The organism is Roseibium sp. SCP14 (assembly GCF_040329475.1).
GTDB lineage: Bacteria > Pseudomonadota > Alphaproteobacteria > Rhizobiales > Stappiaceae > Roseibium.
The window spans coordinates 1120839-1139415 of the sequence record NZ_JBDZYH010000001.1 but is presented as its reverse complement, the minus strand read 5'-3'; the positions used below and the strand labels follow the sequence as shown (position 1 = coordinate 1139415).

At 57.2% G+C, this 18577-nt stretch carries 18 protein-coding genes; 7 read left to right on the top strand and 11 right to left on the bottom strand.

Annotated elements, in window-relative coordinates:
• The first annotated feature begins 119 nt into the window (after positions 1–119).
• The 3 genes from fabI to ABLQ08_RS05180 all read left to right on the top strand — a co-directional run bounded on the left by fabI (position 120) and on the right by ABLQ08_RS05180 (position 3088).
• Entirely contained in the window at positions 120–938 is an 819-nt protein-coding gene (gene fabI, locus ABLQ08_RS05190; RefSeq protein WP_352940053.1) for an enoyl-ACP reductase FabI, read from the top strand.
• Positions 939–1043: 105 nt separating this feature from the next.
• On the top strand, positions 1044–1688 hold the full coding sequence (locus tag ABLQ08_RS05185) for a histidine phosphatase family protein (protein WP_352940052.1): 645 nt from the start codon (positions 1044–1046) through the stop codon (positions 1686–1688).
• Between the two features lie 167 nt (positions 1689–1855).
• Positions 1856–3088 (top strand): DUF3095 domain-containing protein, encoded by a 1233-nt coding sequence (locus ABLQ08_RS05180; protein ID WP_352940051.1) that lies wholly within the window; start codon positions 1856–1858, stop codon positions 3086–3088.
• Here the strand turns inward: ABLQ08_RS05180 and ABLQ08_RS05175 are convergent.
• Positions 3024–5309, bottom strand: coding sequence for a putative bifunctional diguanylate cyclase/phosphodiesterase (locus ABLQ08_RS05175; protein ID WP_352940050.1), 2286 nt, complete (start codon positions 5307–5309; stop codon positions 3024–3026). The genes ABLQ08_RS05180 and ABLQ08_RS05175 overlap by 65 nt on opposite strands.
• A 284-nt stretch (positions 5310–5593) precedes the next feature.
• On the opposite strand from ABLQ08_RS05175, the gene aroC reads away from it, so the two are divergent.
• Positions 5594–6679 (top strand): chorismate synthase, encoded by a 1086-nt coding sequence (aroC, locus tag ABLQ08_RS05170; protein ID WP_352940049.1) that lies wholly within the window; start codon positions 5594–5596, stop codon positions 6677–6679.
• A gap of 55 nt (positions 6680–6734) precedes the next feature.
• Here the strand turns inward: aroC and ABLQ08_RS05165 are convergent, their stop codons facing one another.
• Entirely contained in the window at positions 6735–7499 is a 765-nt protein-coding gene (locus ABLQ08_RS05165; protein WP_352940048.1) for a sulfite exporter TauE/SafE family protein, read from the bottom strand.
• A 32-nt stretch (positions 7500–7531) separates the two neighbouring features.
• On the opposite strand from ABLQ08_RS05165, the gene ABLQ08_RS05160 reads away from it, so the two are divergent.
• Together ABLQ08_RS05160 and yghX are read left to right on the top strand one after the other, a co-directional pair.
• Positions 7532–8464 (top strand): LysR family transcriptional regulator, encoded by a 933-nt coding sequence (locus ABLQ08_RS05160; RefSeq protein ID WP_352940047.1) that lies wholly within the window; start codon positions 7532–7534, stop codon positions 8462–8464.
• A 155-nt stretch (positions 8465–8619) separates the two neighbouring features.
• Positions 8620–9507, top strand: a complete 888-nt coding sequence (yghX, locus tag ABLQ08_RS05155) for a YghX family hydrolase (RefSeq protein ID WP_352940518.1) — start codon at positions 8620–8622, stop codon at positions 9505–9507.
• 166 nt (positions 9508–9673) lie between these two features.
• Here yghX and ABLQ08_RS05150 read toward each other — a convergent pair whose 3' ends face one another.
• The 5 genes from ABLQ08_RS05150 to ABLQ08_RS05130 form a co-directional block, all read right to left on the bottom strand.
• Entirely contained in the window at positions 9674–10228 is a 555-nt protein-coding gene (locus tag ABLQ08_RS05150) for a hypothetical protein (RefSeq protein ID WP_352940046.1), read from the bottom strand.
• A 23-nt stretch (positions 10229–10251) separates the two neighbouring features.
• Positions 10252–11571, bottom strand: coding sequence for a 3,4-dihydroxy-2-butanone-4-phosphate synthase (gene ribB, locus ABLQ08_RS05145; RefSeq protein WP_352940045.1), 1320 nt, complete (start codon positions 11569–11571; stop codon positions 10252–10254).
• An 85-nt stretch (positions 11572–11656) separates the two neighbouring features.
• Complete coding sequence (locus ABLQ08_RS05140) at positions 11657–12769, bottom strand: class I SAM-dependent methyltransferase (RefSeq protein WP_352940044.1); 1113 nt, start codon at positions 12767–12769, stop codon at positions 11657–11659.
• A gap of 3 nt (positions 12770–12772) precedes the next feature.
• Positions 12773–14005, bottom strand: a complete 1233-nt coding sequence (locus ABLQ08_RS05135; protein WP_352940043.1) for a class I SAM-dependent RNA methyltransferase — start codon at positions 14003–14005, stop codon at positions 12773–12775.
• 94 nt (positions 14006–14099) lie between these two features.
• The gene (locus ABLQ08_RS05130) at positions 14100–14546 is read right to left on the bottom strand and encodes a winged helix-turn-helix transcriptional regulator (RefSeq protein WP_352940042.1); all 447 of its coding nucleotides are present in this window, start codon (positions 14544–14546) and stop codon (positions 14100–14102) included.
• 60 nt (positions 14547–14606) lie between these two features.
• Here ABLQ08_RS05130 and ABLQ08_RS05125 point away from each other — a divergent pair, with 60 nt between their 5' ends.
• Positions 14607–15503: an SDR family oxidoreductase gene (locus ABLQ08_RS05125; protein WP_352940041.1), complete on the top strand. Its 897-nt coding sequence runs from the start codon at positions 14607–14609 to the stop codon at positions 15501–15503.
• 148 nt (positions 15504–15651) lie between these two features.
• Here ABLQ08_RS05125 and ABLQ08_RS05120 read toward each other — a convergent pair whose 3' ends face one another.
• The 4 genes from ABLQ08_RS05120 to ABLQ08_RS05105 form a co-directional block, all read right to left on the bottom strand.
• Positions 15652–16782 carry a hypothetical protein gene (locus ABLQ08_RS05120; RefSeq protein WP_352940040.1) on the bottom strand — a complete coding sequence of 377 codons (1131 nt, stop codon included), beginning with the start codon at positions 16780–16782 and terminating at the stop codon, positions 15652–15654.
• 188 nt (positions 16783–16970) lie between these two features.
• A complete protein-coding gene (locus ABLQ08_RS05115; RefSeq protein WP_352940039.1) occupies positions 16971–17720 on the bottom strand; it encodes a TlyA family RNA methyltransferase in 750 nt (249 codons plus the stop codon).
• Between the two features lie 54 nt (positions 17721–17774).
• The gene (locus ABLQ08_RS05110; RefSeq protein WP_352940038.1) at positions 17775–17906 is read right to left on the bottom strand and encodes a hypothetical protein; all 132 of its coding nucleotides are present in this window, start codon (positions 17904–17906) and stop codon (positions 17775–17777) included.
• 34 nt (positions 17907–17940) lie between these two features.
• A complete protein-coding gene (locus ABLQ08_RS05105; protein ID WP_352940037.1) occupies positions 17941–18567 on the bottom strand; it encodes an SCO family protein in 627 nt (208 codons plus the stop codon).
• Positions 18568–18577 lie beyond the last annotated feature (10 nt).

Genomic DNA, 18577 nt, shown 5'->3' with positions numbered 1-18577 from the left:
ACTGTTGTCGCCGCCGTCGACGCTTCATTCCAACTCCGGGTCACTTGAAGGAACAAACCCCTTGTGCCATAGGAGGCCAGCCCGCTCGGGGTGTAATGGAATTCTTTTCGGAGATGACGATGGCGGAAACGCGCGGACTGATGAACGGCAAACGCGGCCTGATCATGGGCGTGGCAAACAACAAATCAATTGCCTGGGGTATTGCCAAAGCGCTGGCCGACGCAGGAGCCGAATTGGCGCTCACCTATCAGGGTGACGCATTGAAAAAGCGTGTCGAGCCGCTTGCTGATCAGTTGGGGGCATTTGTTGCCGGACACTGCGATGTAACTGATGGTGACACGATCGACGCGGTCTTCAAGAACCTTGAAGACAAATGGGGAAAGATCGACTTTGTCGTTCACGCGGTTGCATTTTCGGACAAGACGGAACTGACCGGGCGGTTTGTTGATACGTCTTCCGACAATTTCAACCGGACGATGGACATTTCCTGCTATTCTCTGACCGCGGTTACGCAGCGGGCGGAAAAGCTGATGGCCGACGGTGGATCCATTCTGACGCTGACCTATTACGGCGCTGAAAAAGTCATGCCGCATTACAACGTCATGGGTGTTGCAAAGGCAGCGCTGGAAACCAGTGTGAAGTATCTGGCGATGGATCTCGGTCCGCAGAACATCCGCGTAAACGCGATTTCCGCCGGTCCCATAAAAACGCTTGCAGCCTCCGGCATTGGCGACTTCCGCTACATCCTGAAGTGGAACGAATACAACTCGCCTCTGCGCCGCACCGTGACGATTGAAGAAGTTGGAGACAGTGCCCTGTTCCTTCTGTCCGATCTTGGTCGCGGAGTGACCGGCGAAATCCAGCATGTGGACTGCGGTTACAACATCGTCGGCATGAAGGCGGTTGATGCACCTGACATATCGGTCGTGAAAGACTAATCGTTTTAGGGTCAAGGGACCCAGAGTGGCCGGTTTCTGACCGGCCATTTTTTATTCACGCTCTGGCCTCATAAGACCGGAGCGTTCTTCATTTCGGACTTTCTCATGAGCACCATTCAATCCGCCAGGGAACCTGGCCTTTTGCCGAAACTGCATGACCCGGAGCTGCTGATTTTTATCCGTCACGGGCAGACGGACTGGAACGCGGAAGGTCGCATGCAGGGGCAGCGTGACATACCTTTGAACCGGACGGGTGAGGGGCAGGCAACCGGGAACGGCGAAAGACTGAGAGCCTTTTTCGAAATCGAGAACATCGATCCGGCGTCACTCGATTTTGTTTCGTCGCCCCTGGACCGGACACGTGCGACCATGGAACTGTTGAGACAGGCCATGGGATTGGAGGCTGCCACATACCGCCTGGAAGACCAGTTGAAGGAAATTACTTTCGGCGACTGGGAAGGCTTCACGCTGGAGGATCTGGCAGACGAGGAGCAGGACAGGCTCCTGCATCGCAAGGCGGACAAGTGGGGCTTCGTTCCTCCAAACGGTGAGAGCTACAGGATGCTGGCCGATCGAATCGGTGCCTGGCTGAAGACCGTGGACAAACCTTCCGTGGTGGTTTCCCATGGCGGTGTCTACCGGGTCATGCGTGGTTTGCTCGAGGGGCTGGATACGGTCACTGTTCCAAAGCTGGACGTTCCCCAGGACAAGGTGTTCGTCTGGCGCAACAGCCGTTTTGAAGAAGTCTGATAGAACTGCCGTTGAACTGGTGGTCTCGCATTCCTGATCCAGTGCACCGGTAGCGTCACAAAGAGTTGACCGCATTCACATGCGGGCTTTGTGATCGCATGGCCATGGTCTGACGTAGGCAACCAGAGCAAGCCCGGCTTGCAAGGTCGTGACCAGGGGTAGGTTCCGTGTCTGCTGAAGATTTTTATAGCGAGTTACCGAGTTTTTCCGACTTCAGCGCCGCCGGAGCTCTGGACGATTACCGACCGGTTCCAGACGATTGGTTTGTCCTGGCCGCTGATATCGTTCGTTCCGGCGACGCCGTCGCCGAAGGACGTTACAAGGACGTCAACATGATCGGGGCTGCCGTCATTGCGGCGGTCCTGAACAGCGTTGGCCGTGAGCGTGTGCCGTTCGTGTTCGGCGGCGACGGTGCCCTGCTTGTTGTGGCTGCAGCCGACCTCAGAAACGCCTGTGAGGCCCTTGCCGGCGTCGTTGACCTGGCGCGCCAGGTCATGGAACTGGAGTTGCGCGCCGCAGCGATTCCGGTTGCCGATCTGCGGGAGAAAGGCGGTGACATCAGGCTGAGAAAGTATCAGCTCAGTCCCGGCAACCACCTGGCCATGATCCTGGGGGATGGCCTTGCCCTGGCAGACCGGATCTTGAAAGATCCCGCTGAAGTCCTCCCCTACAGCGTCAATTCCGGCGACGCCACATTGCCGCCCCTGGAAGGTCTTTCCTGCCGCTGGGAACCGCTCCCGTCGCAGAACGGTCACATCGTTTCGCTGATTATCAAGCCTACTGGCCGGAAAAGCCTGCTGAAGTTCATGGAAGGGGTTGCCGCCGAGCTTGGCTTCAATCCGTTGACCGACGACAACAGGACCAGGCTCGCCGAAGGCGAAAGGCTCTGTTTCAGGTTTCCTCCGCGTGGGCTTGGCCTGGAAGTTCGTCTGACGTCAGCCAATAACCTCGTTCGGGGTTGGGCGAAGGTACTCGTTGAGTGCCTGGCCTTTGTCTATGGCTATGCCACCGGCCGTCCTGTGGGGCCATTCGATCCCAAGAGATACTTCAAGGAACTGGGCCTGAATACCGATCATCGGAAAATCGGAGACAGTCTGCAGTTGGTTCTCGATCTGACGCCGGCCCAGCTGGAGGCGATGGAGACCTATCTGACGAAAGCTTACGAGGATGGCGAAGTCGTCTACGGACTGCACGTTTCCAGCGAGGCGTTGATGACCTGTTTTGTCCAGGACATCGGCAAGAGTCAGCATGTCCATTTCGTCGACGGTGCCGACGGAGGGCTGTCGCTTGCAGCGGCGGAATTCAAGAAGAGACGGTCGGCTCTGGAAACCCGCTTCAAGCCTTCCGCGAGAGCATCAGCGGCTCCGGTGCTTGGAGAGATGCCAGGAAGTTCTGTTTGAGGATCATGGCAGCGAGCGTTTGTTCGGGAACTGCTTTTGAAATCAGATAACCCTGGATGACGTCGCAGCCGTTCTGCTTGAGCCACTGGCGTTCGCCTTCGGTTTCCACGCCCTCTGCCAGAACACTGATATCCAGGCTCTTTGCAAGGTTGATCAGCGCGCTGGTGAACTTCTGCAGGTCAGGGTTCGTATCGACACCGGAAACAAAGCTGCGGTCGATCTTCACCCGGTCGACTTTCAGGTCGCGCAGGCTGGAGATGCTTGAGTGACCGGTACCGAAATCGTCGAGTTCAATGAAAAAACCGAGTTCGGACAAACGCGCGATGTTCGCCTTGATGGGATCGGCGGTGACCTCGTCGATCATCACGGCCTCAAGGATTTCCAGGCTGATAATTGCCGGATCGAGTCCAATTTCCCGAACCTGGCTGTGAAGAGCTTCAACCGCATTCACATTGCTCAAAAGATTTGCGGAAACGTTCAGACCGAAATGAACGTTTCTGCGGGTCTTGCCGCTCAAGTAGGAAGCAAGCTGCAGGGTGTTCTTGCGTACGGTGTCTTCGATCCGCTCCATGTAACCGGCTTCGGCGGCGGCCGGCAGGAAGGAACCGGGAAACCGAACCTTGTCGTGGTCGATCCAGCGAACCAGCGCTTCGGCGCCCACCACCTCGTTGGTGTGAATGTCCACCTGCGGCTGGAACCACGGCATGATATCGCCTTCGTTCAAGGCCTTGAGGAGTTCTTTGGCAATCTGACCGTTCTTCTCGAACGCTGCGCGCATTTCGGCCGTGAACCGAGCATACTTGCGCGGTCCCTTTTGCTTGGCGGCTCGAAGGGCAAGGGCGGCATCAACCAGAATGTGGTCGGTGATTTCGTCTCCGGGCTGCCCAACGAACAGGCCGGCGTTCGATTCCAGAACCGTCCGCTGGCCATCGATGGTCCGCTCGCGGGCCAGGTGCTGAATCAGATCGCAGGAAAACTGCTCGAAACCCTTAGCGTCTGCAAGGTTTGACCGCAGAAGCATGAACTCAGTTCCACCGGTTCTGGCCAGAACATCTTCCGGCTCTGCATGCTGCGCCAGCTGGCCGGCGACTTCCCGAAGGATCTGGTCGCCGTTCTGGTCGCCGAACCGGTCGTTGATCTTCTTGAAATGGCGCATGTCGAAAATGGCCAGGCCGGTCTGGCCGGAAGGGTCGGATTTGGGCAGGGCCCGTATGGCTTTCAAAAGCGCTCGGCGATTTGGCAGGCCGGTGAGTGGGTCATGGAAGCCGAGATCTTCAAACTCCCGTTGCGTGCGGTCCGCCAGCGCGCGTGTCAGAGCAACGGCAATCGCGAAGGCGGCGATGATTACCAGTCCGCCCACAAGACCAGCAAGGGCAACGGTAAAGAGGGTCTGCTCGCGCTGTTGTTGCAGATCATCATTGAGATAATCCAGTGCGGCCTGCCACAGTTTGAACGTCGCGCGCACGAATTCCGGCTGGATGGAGATGACCGGAGCTGCAATGACATCTTGACCGGTCCTCGCGTTGATCGCGGAAGAAAGCAGTTTCGCGCCCTGGGCCTGATAAGCCACATTGGCTTCCCGGTACAGTTGTGCCTGCTGCCGCAGACTTTCCGCGCTGTCGCCGCCAAGTCCTTCGAAGTAGGTAGAGGTCTCCCGCGATGCACCGTCCGCAGCAACCTTGAACTGCCCACCCTGTACCGGGATCAGCATCTTGTCCCAGGTATTGACCTGATTTCGCTCGGCAAGGTTCCGGGCGTTTTTCGCCATAACCGCCGATTCAATGACGACCGTCAGCAACGTGTCGTTGATGAGGTGTGGAAGTCTGGACGTTTCGTAAGACGATGATGCGCTGAGATTGGCGAGTTGCGAGATTGAAGAAGCGAGAGATCTTGCCTCGCGAAGGGCTCCGGGTACGTTCGGTTCTTCCAGAAAGCGGTTCAGGTTGGCGACCAGACTTTCTTCCCCGGCTGACCGCTCGAACTCGGCAAGCCGTTGCCTGAGCATTTCCGGCGACTTCTCGACCTGCCCCGTCAGAGCCTTTTCCTGCATCAGGGGACCAAGCGACTGAATCAGGTGCAGGCCGGTCAAACTGCGGTCGATCGCGTTGACGTTCTCAAACCGGTTGTTGAACCAAAGCGAAGCAAATACCAGGCTGGGCGCCAGCAAAAAAACGATAAGACCTGTTAACCAACCCCGGATACGCACTCTTGTGCCTCGCATTGACCTACCCACCCAAACATGGAATAGCGCCAGAGCCTTAAAGATTGGCAAATCGACGAGCGAATTCTTTCCCTGTTTTAGGTGTTTTCTCGAGGTTTACCTTGAAATTGCTCCGCTATCACGCATTGGTGATTGCCTTTTGTACACGTTACTTTCCTTGCGTAATGTCAAGAGAAGCAAAAAAATCGAGAATAACGGGGGAGACGGCATGGGGCTTGAGCTTCCCGGCCGTATGGCGTATCGCTCAGCCCTAAGGTTTGTCTTGCAAAGTTCGGAAGTCCCCCATGTCGCATAACAGTTTTGGTCATTTGTTCCGGGTTACCACTTGGGGGGAGAGCCATGGACCTGCGATCGGGTGCGTGGTTGATGGCTGCCCGCCGCTGATCCCACTGACGGAAACCGATATCCAGGGCTATATGGAGAAGCGCAAGCCGGGCCAGTCCCGGTTCACCACTCAGCGGCGCGAACCTGATGAGGTGAAGATCCTGTCCGGGGTCATGGTAGATGAGGACGGCGTTCAAAAGACAACCGGAACACCCATTTCCCTGATGGTCGAGAACACCGATCAGCGTTCTAAGGACTATTCCGAAATCAAGGACCGATTCCGTCCTGGGCATGCTGATTTCACCTATGACGCCAAGTACGGCATCCGCGATTATCGTGGAGGTGGCCGTTCATCGGCTCGTGAAACTGCAATGCGGGTGGCAGCCGGTGCCGTTGCGCGGAAGGTCCTGCAAGGCGTGACCATTCGGGGCGCATTGGTTCAGGTTGGTCCGCACAAGGTTGACCGGGGCAACTGGGACTGGGCCGAAGTGAACAACAACGCATTTTTCTCCCCTGATGCAAAGGCTGCGGCGTTCTGGGCGGACTATCTGGATGATATCCGCAAGTCAGGTTCTTCGGTCGGCGCTGTTGTCGAAGTTGTCGCTGAAGGAGTGCCGGCCGGATGGGGAGCACCGATTTATGGCAAGCTCGACACGGACCTGACGGCTGCGATGATGTCGATCAACGCGGTCAAAGGTGTTGAAGTCGGCAATGGCTTCGATGCTGCAAGCCTGACCGGTGAGGAAAACGCCGACGAAATCCGCATCGATGATGTGGGCCAGCCGATGTTTCTGACAAACAATGCCGGCGGCATTCTTGGCGGTATTTCCAACGGTGATCCGCTGGTTGTGCGCTTCGCGGTCAAACCAACATCCTCGATCCTGACAGAGCGCAAGTCGATCACCCGTCAGGGAGACGAAGTGAATGTCATGACCAAGGGACGTCATGACCCGTGCGTGGGCATTCGGGCTGTGCCGGTCGGCGAGGCGATGATGGCTTGTGTTCTTGCAGATCATTTCCTGCGTCATCGCGGTCAGGTCGGTTAAGGCGAATTCACGCACACGTTGCTCTTGCTCGCCAATGCCGGGCGAGTGGAGTGACTTAAAAGACGACGGTCCTGATCAGGCCTGCGCAGGCGAGAACCGTCAGCAGGCCTAAACACGCGCGTTTATAGGTCTGTTCAAGGCTGCGGTTGAACATTCGGCTACCGACAAACACTCCTGCCAAGACGACGGGCGCAAAGACCAGGCTGCGTTGAATCGCTGTCTCGTCAAGTACGTCGAACATGAGCAAAGTGGCCAAAGAGGTTACCATTCCGCAAAACAGGAACAGGACAAGCGAACCGCGCATTTTCCGCGCGTTCTGCGCCGATGCGAGAATATAGAGCGCGATGACCATTCCGCCGATCGACGCTAGCCCGGTGACAATTCCGGCTGCAAATCCGGTGGCGGGCAAGGCAAGCGGCGCTGAAAACAGCTTCACGTTGATCTTCAGGAGCTGAAGCAGTGTCAGTGTGAGCACCAGGAGCAGTGCGACAAGTTTTGAAAGATCTGTCGGGATGCTCGTTGTTGCCGCAAGACCAATTGGGACTCCGATTGCGCTGCAAATGGCGAGTGTGAAGGCTGTCTTGCGGTCCGCATCTCTCAGTCCTCCCTTGAACATGGCAATACTCGCCGCCGCCTCCAGCAGGAAGCAGATCGGGATCAGTTCAACCGGGGGAAGGAACACGACTATGCTTGCCATCAGAACGGCTGAAAGGCCAAAGCCGGCAAAACCGCGAACAACGCCGGCGATGAACACCATGACGGTGCTCACCGTCAGATAAGGCAGTGACACCCCGGTCCAGATGGCCAATTCCTGCAGCATAGCGGCAACTCCATGTTTGAAGGAGTTCCTAGATGCTGCGAAGTTGCAGCAATAGTCTCGAAATCGCAGATCCAAACTGCAATACTGCAGAAATGAACTGGGAAAACCTCAAATACTTGCTGGCACTCCACCGAACCGGTTCCTTGAGCGCAGCTGCGAAACGGATGTCGGTAGACGCGACAACCGTCTCCAGGCGGCTGACCGCCCTTCAAGACGAAGTCGGTGCCTGCCTGCTCGAAAAAGCCGCCGATGGGTCGGTTGAGCTGACGTCGGCCGGAGTGAAGGCAGCAGAACATGCAGAAAGAGCCGAGGCTTCGATTTCCGGGCTGACAGAGGAACTGAGTGGAGCGCGATTGATCGAAGAAGGATCGGTCAGGATCTCCTCCGTACCCTTTATGATCAACCGGATCCTGATGCCGCACCTGAAACACTTCACGGAACTTCATCCCGGGATCGAACTGCATCTCGCGTCGGAGGTTCGCAATGTCAGTCTGACAAAGCGCGAGACCGACATGGCCCTTCGCCTCGGTAGGCCTAGGGAAGGCGGTCACAACGTCAAGGCAAAACGGATCGCCGTTCTGAAACATGCAGTCTATGCATCAGCCAGCAATCAAGATCAGAATTTGCCCTGGATTACGTATCACGAAAGCACGGAATTTCTGCCGCAGGCGCGCTGGATGGCGGCGAACGTTCCGGCGGGAGAGCGGCAGGTTTCAAACATCCGCCCGAGCGACCTGGAGGGGGTGACGGAGGCCGTTGCAGCCGGTCTCGGAAAATCTGTACTGCCAATCGTTCTGGCGGAGGGAGATAGCCGGCTTCGCCGTCTCTCACGGCCAAACCCCGATCTGCTGCGTGAAGTCTGGTTGTTGCAACATGCCGACCAGATTGCTCTCGCCCGAATGCTCGCTGTCAGTCGCTGGCTTGAAAATCTGTTTTCAGCCGGCACTGCTGAAAGAGGTTGCTGATGCGACTGGCGCCTCATTGGTCTCGGGTGATGTTACAAACGGTTACAACTTTGTCGTCTGTCTTCGGTGGACCTTGTTTCCGATGCTCCTAGTTTTCGGTTCAGCATGAAGTTTCGTGCTTTTCAGGGAGTGATGACATGAATGACATGACACCGATGCGCCGGATGACGGCGAAGGACTTTCCGCAGGAACTGCTCGACCTTTATGACTATTACGCACATGGCAAGATCACAAAACGCGAGTTCTTGAACGGGGCTGCGAAATTTGCGGTGGCCGGTGTGACTGCCGCTATGTTGCTGGACCAGCTCTCGCCCAACTACGCGCTCGCGCAGCAGGTTGCTCCGGACGATGCCGAAATCGAGACGCAGAGGATTACCTATCCTTCGCCGAACGGACATGGTGAAGTGAATGCCTACCTCGTCAAACCAGCCGGAGCCACCGGCAAGCTGCCTGCCGTGCTTGTCATTCACGAAAACCGCGGCTTGAATCCATATATTGAAGACGTTGCGCGACGGCTTGGAAAAGCAGGCTTTTTGGCACTTGCGCCCGACGGCTTGACCTCCGTTGGGGGCTATCCTGGGAACGACGACAAGGGCAGGGAACTGCAGAGGACTGTCGATCGGGAAAAGCTTCTCAATGACTTCTTTGCCGGATTTGAGTTCCTGCTGACACACGAGGGCAGTACCGGCAAGGTTGGCGCTGTCGGCTTCTGTTATGGCGGTGGTGTCGTCAATGCGATTGCCGTTGCCTATCCTGAACTTGCTGCAGGTGTACCGTTCTACGGTCGCCAGCCGAATGTCGGTGATGTCGCGAAAATTCAGGCCCCGCTGATGCTTCAGTATGCCGAACTTGATGAGCGCATAAACCAAGGCTGGCCAGCGTATGAAAAAGCGCTCAAGGACAATGGCAAGACCTACGTGGCGCACATGTATCCCGGCGTCAACCATGGCTTCCACAACGATACGACACCGCGTTTCGATCAGGAAGCGGCCAGGCTCGCGGAAGATCGGACCATCGCGTTCTTCAAGGAATACTTGAAGTAGGATTGAACTTTATTCTCTCGAAAGCCCCGGGTTCCGATCCGGGGCGGTCTGCAGGCGTATTATCGATGGCGTCTTAACCGACAGGGTTCAATTGATTTGATCAAGTGGGCAGTCGGGGGCAGGCTTAACCGGCTGGTATGTAAGAGGAAATGTGTCGGATGGTCGGCTAGACAAACTTGAAGGCGCGAATGCGGCTGAGAATTTCGTCCGGATCGGCGGCCAGCGTGTGCAGGTTGATGGCAATCAGCTCCCGTCCGTGTTCGCGTGGGGTTCGTTTCCAGTTGCGCATCATGAACTTTTTCCACAGTGGAAACGATTGCGCCTTGGTGACGGCATTTTCCAGCGGGCGGGTCAAAAGCACATCAAGGCGGACAAGCTCCATGTTTCGAGCCGAGGTGCGTTTGACGTCCGTCATCCGGATCGCGGCCCAGTCGATGAAGCCGATCCGTTCGACGTAGAGTCCTTCCTCGTTGGCTCCCAACTGAGGTTTTCCCCTTTCGATCATCGGGTAGTGCCAGTAGGCCATCGCGAGCGGCGCAACGGCTGCCAGTGCCAGGAGAGGCAGGCCGCCGACCAGACCGATGATGGCAAAGAGGACACCGAGCAGGGCACAGCCATAGACAATGCCCTCGCTCTGGCCACGGTTGAAGCCGACGGTAAAGGGTGCGGGAATCGGTTTCGAGGTTTCTTCCGGAGTTTCAGCCTCTGTCTTTGCCGCCATGAAGGATCACCTTTCGGAGATCCTCAGGTGTCTAGGATCTCTGTTTCGTCAATCTTGATGTCGAAACCTTCCAGCCCCACGTAGTGACGTTCGCGCGAAGCCAGCAGGTGAATTGAGCTGACACCCAGATCTTTCAGGATCTGAGCTCCAAGCCCAACCTCCCGCCATTGTTCCTGTCTAGCTTGCGCGGAGCTGTGGTCCTCGGTATCTGCGGCTTCAAAATCTGTCCGTACACGCTTGGATTGACGTGCCACGCCGACTGAACCCTCTCTCAGATAGACGATCACGCCCCGGCCGCGCTCGGCAAAGTGCTGCATGATCTGATCCAGCGGCTGCGCATCGCCGAAGACGTCGTCCAGAACGGATTCCAGCTGCAGACGCACCGGAACGTTACGGCCGTCGAGGATATCTCCATAGACGATGGCAACGTGATGCATCGGATCGTAGGGCGTGGAATAGGTCATGGCATAAGCCGGACCTGCGACAGTCTCGACCGGTTGCTCATTCACCCGCTCAACCATGCGCTCGGTGCGTTGGCGCCAGGCAATCAGGTCGGATACCGACACCATCTTCAGGTCATGTTCGGCGGCAAATTCAGCAACCTGCGGACCGCGCTTGACCGTACCGTCGTCGTTTACCAGTTCGCTGATGACGCCGACCTCTTCCAGGCCTGCCAGGCGGCACAGGTCGACGGCTGCTTCCGTATGGCCGGAGCGGATCATGACGCCGCCTTCCTTCGCGACCAGCGGGAAAATGTGCCCCGGGCGGACAAAGTCGTCTGCGCCGACATTCGGATTGGCGAGAGCGCGAACGGTGGAGCAGCGCTCTTCGGCGGATATTCCGGTCGTCAGACCCTGGCGATAGTCGACCGAGATGGTGAAGGCAGTGGCAAGCGGGGCATCGTTCTCGGCGACCATCGGGTCCAGGCGCAGGCGCCGGGCATGCGCAACTGTCATCGGCGCGCAGATGATCCCTGATGTGTGACGCACCATGAACGCCATCTGAGCCGATCTGATCTTGGACGCGGCGACGATCAGGTCGCCTTCGTTTTCGCGGTCGTCATCATCGGTCACGACCACCATTTCTCCGCGCTCGAATGCGCGGATTGCTTCTGCGACACGGGCCTGGGACACAGGATGCTCCTTGGTTGTAGACAATCCGAGAAAGTCGTTGGGGGTGACGGTGCCATCGGTTGCGATGGCGATCTTGCGGGCCATATCCCGCGAGACCCACACATTGGGGTCGTTGCAAAGGGCAGTTACCGAAGCAGGCGAAAGATCGGCGCGGCGCGCAAACGCGCTGCGGCTTTCACCAGTCTGCAATAGCCATTGATCCAGTCTCATAAAACTGGATATACGCGCAATCTCTTTCAGTCACAAGAGAATGAAACGTGTATTTTCAGTCATACTGAAAACAGGCGTTGAAAGTTCACCTCGCTTTCACAAATTCGGCTGCCCTTGCGACAAAGGCGGGTGTCATCCAGCGCTGCTCAAGTCCCTCATCCGCACAAAGGGTCGTCAGATCTTCTGCAAGGTAAGATCTATAATAGGGCTCGTGAAAAAGCTGCGGAAACAGCGACAGCAGACCGTCATAATCCGGCACATCTCCTGTTTGCAGACTGTCGACAAACAGGAATGACCCACCGGGTTTCAAGACACGCGCGACCTCTGCGATAACCTGCCTGCGGATCTTGGGCGGCAATTCATGGAACAGAAAAACGCAGGAAACGACGTCCAGGGAGTTCGTTGCAAACGGCAGTTCTTCCGCCAGCGCGGTGACGAAAGTGGCGCGGCGTGTCCTGATCCGCTCGCGCGCAACGCCGAGATAAGGTTCGGACAGGTCGAGCCCGATGCCTCGAAGGCGCGGAAAGGCATTGAGAGCAGGGCGCAGCAATCCTCCTGTGCCGCATGCCAGATCCAGATAGGCGACCTTGCGCTGGTCCTTGCGTTTCAGGATATCTGCGAAGGGAACGAACAGGCGGCGGCGCATGGCGGCCGTCGCACCGGAAAACAGGACATCAACCTGAAAATCATAAAGCCGCGCGCTGTCTTCCGACAGCCAGCCATCGGTCTGGAAATGGAAATTCTGGCGGTAGTAGCGAGGCAGGGCCTCGGCAAAGCCCTCGAAGTCCTCGTTTACTTCCTGATGTGCACCCGTGGCCCGACGTCGGGCAACCTCGGGGACGTCCTTGAAGAAGGCGCGGCTCGTGGCAAGCAGTTCACGCGGTCCCATCGTTCCGTCCGACGGCATGGGATAGAGGCCTCGTTCGACGGCCTTCAGGTCGTCGGCAAAGAGTTTGGCAATATCGGACAGCATGCGCCGCTGACCGGGAACCGGGCCTTCGGGGACGATCTTCGGGGTTTCGGGCAGCTCTTTCTGGAGCTGCCTGTTCATGCGGCGCATGGCTTCCGAATGAAGCGTGTAAAGCGCAACGCGGCTGCCCTGCTGCAGCGCGTAGCGGGTTCTGCGGGCAAGTTTGAGAAGCGGCGGCAGCCCTCTGGCATCACTTGAGGATCCTGTCTTTTCATCCACCGCTGGCATGGCTCACTCCCTTTTCAAGACTGCCACCACTTCAATATGGGGCGAGTACTGGAACTGGTCCACCGGTGTGATGTTCTGGAGCACATATCCTCCATCGATCAGGATCCTGAGATCGCGCGCAAGTGTTGCCGGGTTGCAGGAAACCGCGACGATTGTCTTTACCTTGGATCCTGCGAGGAGCTCTGCCTGCGCCTGAGCACCCGCGCGGGGTGGATCGAAGACGACCGCGTCAAAGGGCTCCAGTTCTTCGAGCACAAGAGGTCTGCGGAACAGATCGCGACGCTCAAAGGTGACTTTCTTCAGTCCTTGCGGCTTTCTGAGCGCCTTGTCGAAAGCAGCGACGGCCGCAGCATCTCCTTCAACCGCGTGCACATTTGCCGTGCGCGCAAGTCGAAGAGCGAATGTTCCGATGCCGGAGAAAAGGTCCGCGACAGTCTTTGCCTTGCCGACACCGTCCAGAACAAGCTGCGAGAGCGCTTCTTCTCCTGCCAGTGTTGCCTGGGTGAAGCCGCCGGACGCCGGGACAACCCCGATGCCATCCATATCCAGCACCGGAGGGCGTACCTCCAGAAGCACTTCGCCGTTCACTGCCAGCCGCGCGAGATCGAGTTCGACCGTCTTCTGGGACAGGGCAGGGATCTTCCTGTCGTAATTCTTGTCTGCCTTGTCGATGGCAACGTCCAGTCCGGCTGTTGTGGCCAGAACCGTGACCCGCATTTCGCCCTTTTTCGGCAGAACCTCGGCCGCGAGGGACTTGAGGCCTGGCAGGGCCTTTTCGATCGCCGGGGAAAGCGCCTGACAGCCCGCCGCGTCCACCAGCTTGTGGCTGGCCTTGCCGTGATAGCCCAGTATGATGTTGCGGCCGGCGCGACCTGCCGTCAGCACTGCGCGCCGGCGTCCTCCGGCCGTTGCGGCCAACGTGCCGGAAACCGTCGCGTCGATACCACCGCCCTTGAGCGCTCGCTCGACCAGTTCCCGTTTCCATTCCAGATAGGGCCCTTGGGCATAGTGCTGCATGGAGCAGCTGCCGGAGGTCTCGCTGTGTGTACAGACCGGGGCAATGCGATCCGGCGATGTCTGCACAATCCGGGGATTGATCGCTCGGCCGTTCTGGACCTTCGCCAGGACCTTCTCACCGGGAAGGGCTCCGGCAACATAGACCGGACCGGTTTCGGTCTGCGCGATACCGTCACCGCGATGACCGAGCTCTGAAATTGTCAGTTCTTGTTCTTTCATGGCTGAGCGATAGCGTCATCGGAGGAGTGGGGCAAGTCCTTCCGAGACCCATACCTGCAAGCAGGAGCTGAGCTCTCTTTGATTGACTACGTCCCTAGGAATTCACTTTGTCGTATTTCTTCCGGCATTCGATGATCTCGGCTTCATGATCGATTGCCCAGTGGGCGAGACCTGCGACATGCGAGAGAAAAGAAAATCCCAACGGCGTGAGGCTGTACTCGACCGCAGGAGGGCTGGTGCCCAGCACCTGCCTGTTCACCAGTCCGTCGCGCTCCAGGCTGCGCAATGTGACCGTCAGCATGCGTTGGGAAATGCCTTCGACCGATCGTAGGAGTTGCCGGAAACGTTCAGGCCGGCGACCAAGGCGCAAGATCACCAGGACGCTCCATTTGTCACCGATCCGGTTCACCAGGTCGCGCACTGTGCAAGGTCCATTGAGGCCAGTTGCTCCCCAGCTGTCCACGTCGTCATTCAGGTCCTGAATGTCGGAGGGGGTTACCTCAATGTGCCTATCGCATGAATAAGTGCCTTCTTTTCCCATCGTGAAATTGGTCCTATGTGGTGGTTCCGAAAAATAACCAGCATACTATGGAGAACCATAATGAGCCAGATCGTTGCCGTATTCGGAGCCACAGGTGCCCAAGGAGCACCCGTTGTTCGTCATGCCCTGGAACACGGAATGCGTGTGCGGGCAGTCGCACGTGACGAGGACAAAATTCGCGCTCTTCACCCCGACGCCGAAGCCTGGTCCGCAACGCTCGATGACGAAGAGGCACTGATCAAGGCGCTGGATGGTGTCGATGCTGCATTTCTTCATTTGCCCATGCCGCAATCGCCCGAAGATCCCGGCAGTTGGATGAAGGCGTTTTTTACCGCTGCTCACCGGGTATCCCTGCCACTTCTCGTCTATACAACCAGCGGATCTTCCGGCGACCGTTACCCGTCATCTGCGATCATCGAAGGGTCGACAGCCGGAATGAAGGCGGTTCTCTCAAGCGGAATTCCGGCAATTGTCCTGCAGCCCACGATCTATCTGGAGAACCTTCTGGTGGATGTTTTCCTTCCCAGATTGCATGGTGAAGGCGTGCTTGATTATCCGCCGTTGCCGGCAACGCAGAAGATGACCTGGACCTCTCATGAGGACCAGGCCCGCATTGCGGTGGCGGCACTCTCAAGACCGGATCTGGCAGGGCGGAATTTCGAAATCGGGACTCCGGGTGCCGTAACGGGGCCCGATCTTGCCGGATTGCTTGAAAAGTGGGTCGGAAAACCTGTCACCTTCGATCCGTGTGCTCCGGCGGAATTCGGACAACGCATGGGCGAAGTCCTGGGAAGTCCGGCAACAGCCTTTGCCCTGACGGATCTCTATGGTGCGCTTGCGGGGATGGAAGACGGTTCGCTCGAGATCAAGACGCAAATGGTTGAGGACGTTTTCGGCGTGAAGCTTGCGTCTGTGTCCGAACATGTTTCCAGGTGGGCAGCTGCATCAGGAAACTGAAGATGCAAGGCGGCTGTGAGGGTTCACCGCCGCCTCTTTTCTCTCAAGAAACTTGGCGCAATTCCTGCGTTTCCATGAAAGCACCAGCATGATGATCAGCGCGTACAGAAACGATCAGTCTCCATATGGCCCTGACTGAATCGGGTCGTCAGTGATCTTTCCTGATCAGTCCTTTCGCTCTGGCGAAAAGGCTTTTTGATTTTGCTTGTCCTACCTGACTTGCTGCATTGTCGGCTGCCGAACGTTTTGCGAATTCGCGCAGGTCGCCAATATTGTAGCTCTTCTGGGTGGTGGGCGTCGTTTTCGAGGCACTCAACTCCCTTTGTTCGTCTTCCGCATGCCGTCTGAGATCTTCAACGCTGTCGTAGCTGATGGTTCTCTTTGCGCCGACATTGCCATGGATCCCGAACTTGGGTGCGTTCACGACCACCAGTCTCACTTTCTCCAGGGTATCGTGCCCTTCGAGCTTTTCGTGATAAACGCCGACCGTCCAATCCGCTCCTTCGACACTGAAAGACTCGTTGTCGGGAATAATCGAACCTCGAACCTGGCAAACCTTGATGAAGCCCAGAACCATTTCCATCATCCATGGAAACGGGACAGGCGCTTCTTCGACTTCCACCATCTTTCCGATGAGCCATTGAGAACCGGTCGCCATCATGCCAAGCGGTTGGCCTTCACCCATTTGGCCGGCACTTGAGGTCAGGAACGGCCTGATGTTCAACAGGGTCAGGTCGCCGCTGGAGGAGACCGCTTCAAAGAAAGACTGAGGTACGAGATTGTCGCTCAGGCACCAGTGAATGGCACTTGCTGAATGATGTTGAATGATCAGCCTGGTCAGCTGATGGCAGAATTCAATTGCGCGCTGTGCCTCGTCCTGCGTTGTGAAAGCTTCCGGTTGCATGCCGAGCTTCTCGAAATACTCCTCCGGAACGCCTCCAAGGACGCCTTTGCCGATCGTGACGAAAGTATTCGCCTTGTGGCGTCGCACGCTGTCTGGCGCGTCCGGAAATACAATCTTGGTGTAAGGAGTTGACAGGGCGGATTGAAATCCGTCCATTTCAAGAGGACTTTCATTCTGGCTGACAAGGATCCGGTGTCCGCCGGCATGAACGTGAATGTCCTTTTGCGTCGACGTTGCCATCAACTGCACTTCCGGGGCGAATTTCAGCTCCGCGGCAAGCCTCTTGATGGTCTCGAAAATCAACGATCCGTCAATGGGTTCGAACTGTTCGTGAAGGATTGCGGTTTCTACACACCGTAACGCAGGAATTTGCATGTCGCCCTCTGAAATTTATGGCGACGAGTATCCGTTTGAAAGGTTCTCAAATGGCAAACGGTACTGGAGAATTTCGCCCTAAAGTAGTGGCGCACTCTTTCGTTCCCGATTGTGTCTGAGGACCAATTCTGGCTCAAAAACCTATTGAAGCTGTTTGCAGGCGGTCCATATTTCCTGCGCTCTGGAGATCAGAGCTGTTCAGCTTGCTTCTTCCCGTAGAGCAACCATTCGGCATTGCCGTCACCGCCCTTGACGGGTGAGGGAACAAGGTCTCCGGCCGACCAGCCTGGTACGCTTGATAGCCAGGACTGGAGTTCCAGTGCAGTTGCTTCCGCCACCGCAGGCGCGACCAGGCCACCCTTGCCGATGTTGTCTTTCCCGGCTTCAAACTGCGGTTTGACCAGAAAGATCCCTTCCGCTCCCGCGCGGGCAAGTTCCAGCGCCGGGGGGAGGGCGAGCTTGAGAGAAATGAAGCTGACGTCGGAAACAAGAAGCTCCGGGCGTTCGTTACCAAGATGCCGGAGAGTAAGGTCACGCGCGTTCAGACCATCCCGAGCCAGAACGCGTTGGTGATCACGTAAGCTCTCATGAAGCTGACCATGCCCGACATCAATTGCATGGACCTTGGCAGCGCCTCTTTCCAGCAGAACCTGAGTGAAGCCACCGGTTGACACTCCAATATCCAGGCAGATCTTGTTCGCCGGATCGACGTCGAACGTTTCAAGACCCTCGATCAGCTTCAGGGCCGCGCGTGAGACATATCGGGAAGCAGGGTCTTCAACTGTAACCACGACATCGGGCCCGACCTTTTGTGCAGGTTTGGAACAAACCGAGCCGCCGATTGTCACGGTTCCGCGCAGTATCGCATCACGAGCCCGGGCCCGGCTCGGAAACAAACCTTTGTCGACGAGATGCTGATCAAGACGTTGTTTGGACATGCGCCGGGTTTTTAAGCGCACTTGGCGACAAAGAAAAGAATGGAAAGAGGAAAACTATCCGAAGCAGCCGGCAATCGCCGAAATCAGGCGATCCGCATAGACCCGCTCACCCGCGTAAAGCCAGAGCAGGACCGACAGCGCGACGAGGCCTGTCGCGCCGGCAGAAAGTCCAATGTAAAGCGGCATCCGCATGATACTCGGGTCGCTCCGAAACACCCAATCAGGAAGAAGCGGGCGCGTTATCGATCAAGCGGCGCAGCTTCTTCATGGCGTTTTCTTCTTCTTCGCCGTAAGCGATGGTGCCGACGAACTTGTTGTCCGCATTCATCAGGTAAACGGCAGCAGAATGGTCCATCGTATAGTCGCCGTCGTCAAGAGGCACTTTCTTGGCGTAGACCCTGTAGGCCTTGACCATTGCATCGACCTGTTCGCGGGATCCTGTCAGCGGCGTGATGCGCTCGTCAAACGCAGCCACATAGTCACGCATGACTTCCGGAGTGTCGCGTTCCGGATCAACGGAAACGAATGCGTAATTCAGCTTTCCGGCATCGTCGCCGAGCAGCTCCATCCAGCCTTGAAGTTCCGAAAGCGTTGTCGGGCAGACATCCGGGCAGAAGGTGAAGCCGAAGAAAAGAAGTGTGGGCTTGCCGGCAAAGGTCTGGTCGGTGACCGTCTCGCCATTGCCGTTGACCAGTTCGAACGGTCCGCCAATGGCGGCCAGCGGTTCGATCAGCGCGCCGGAATTCTTGTTACCTGCAGTTTGCTGGTAGACCAGCATTCCGGAAACGACGGCGAGGGCGGCGACAGCCGCCCAGGCTACGTACCGGAAGAGTTTCAAACCGGACATGGTTTAACCT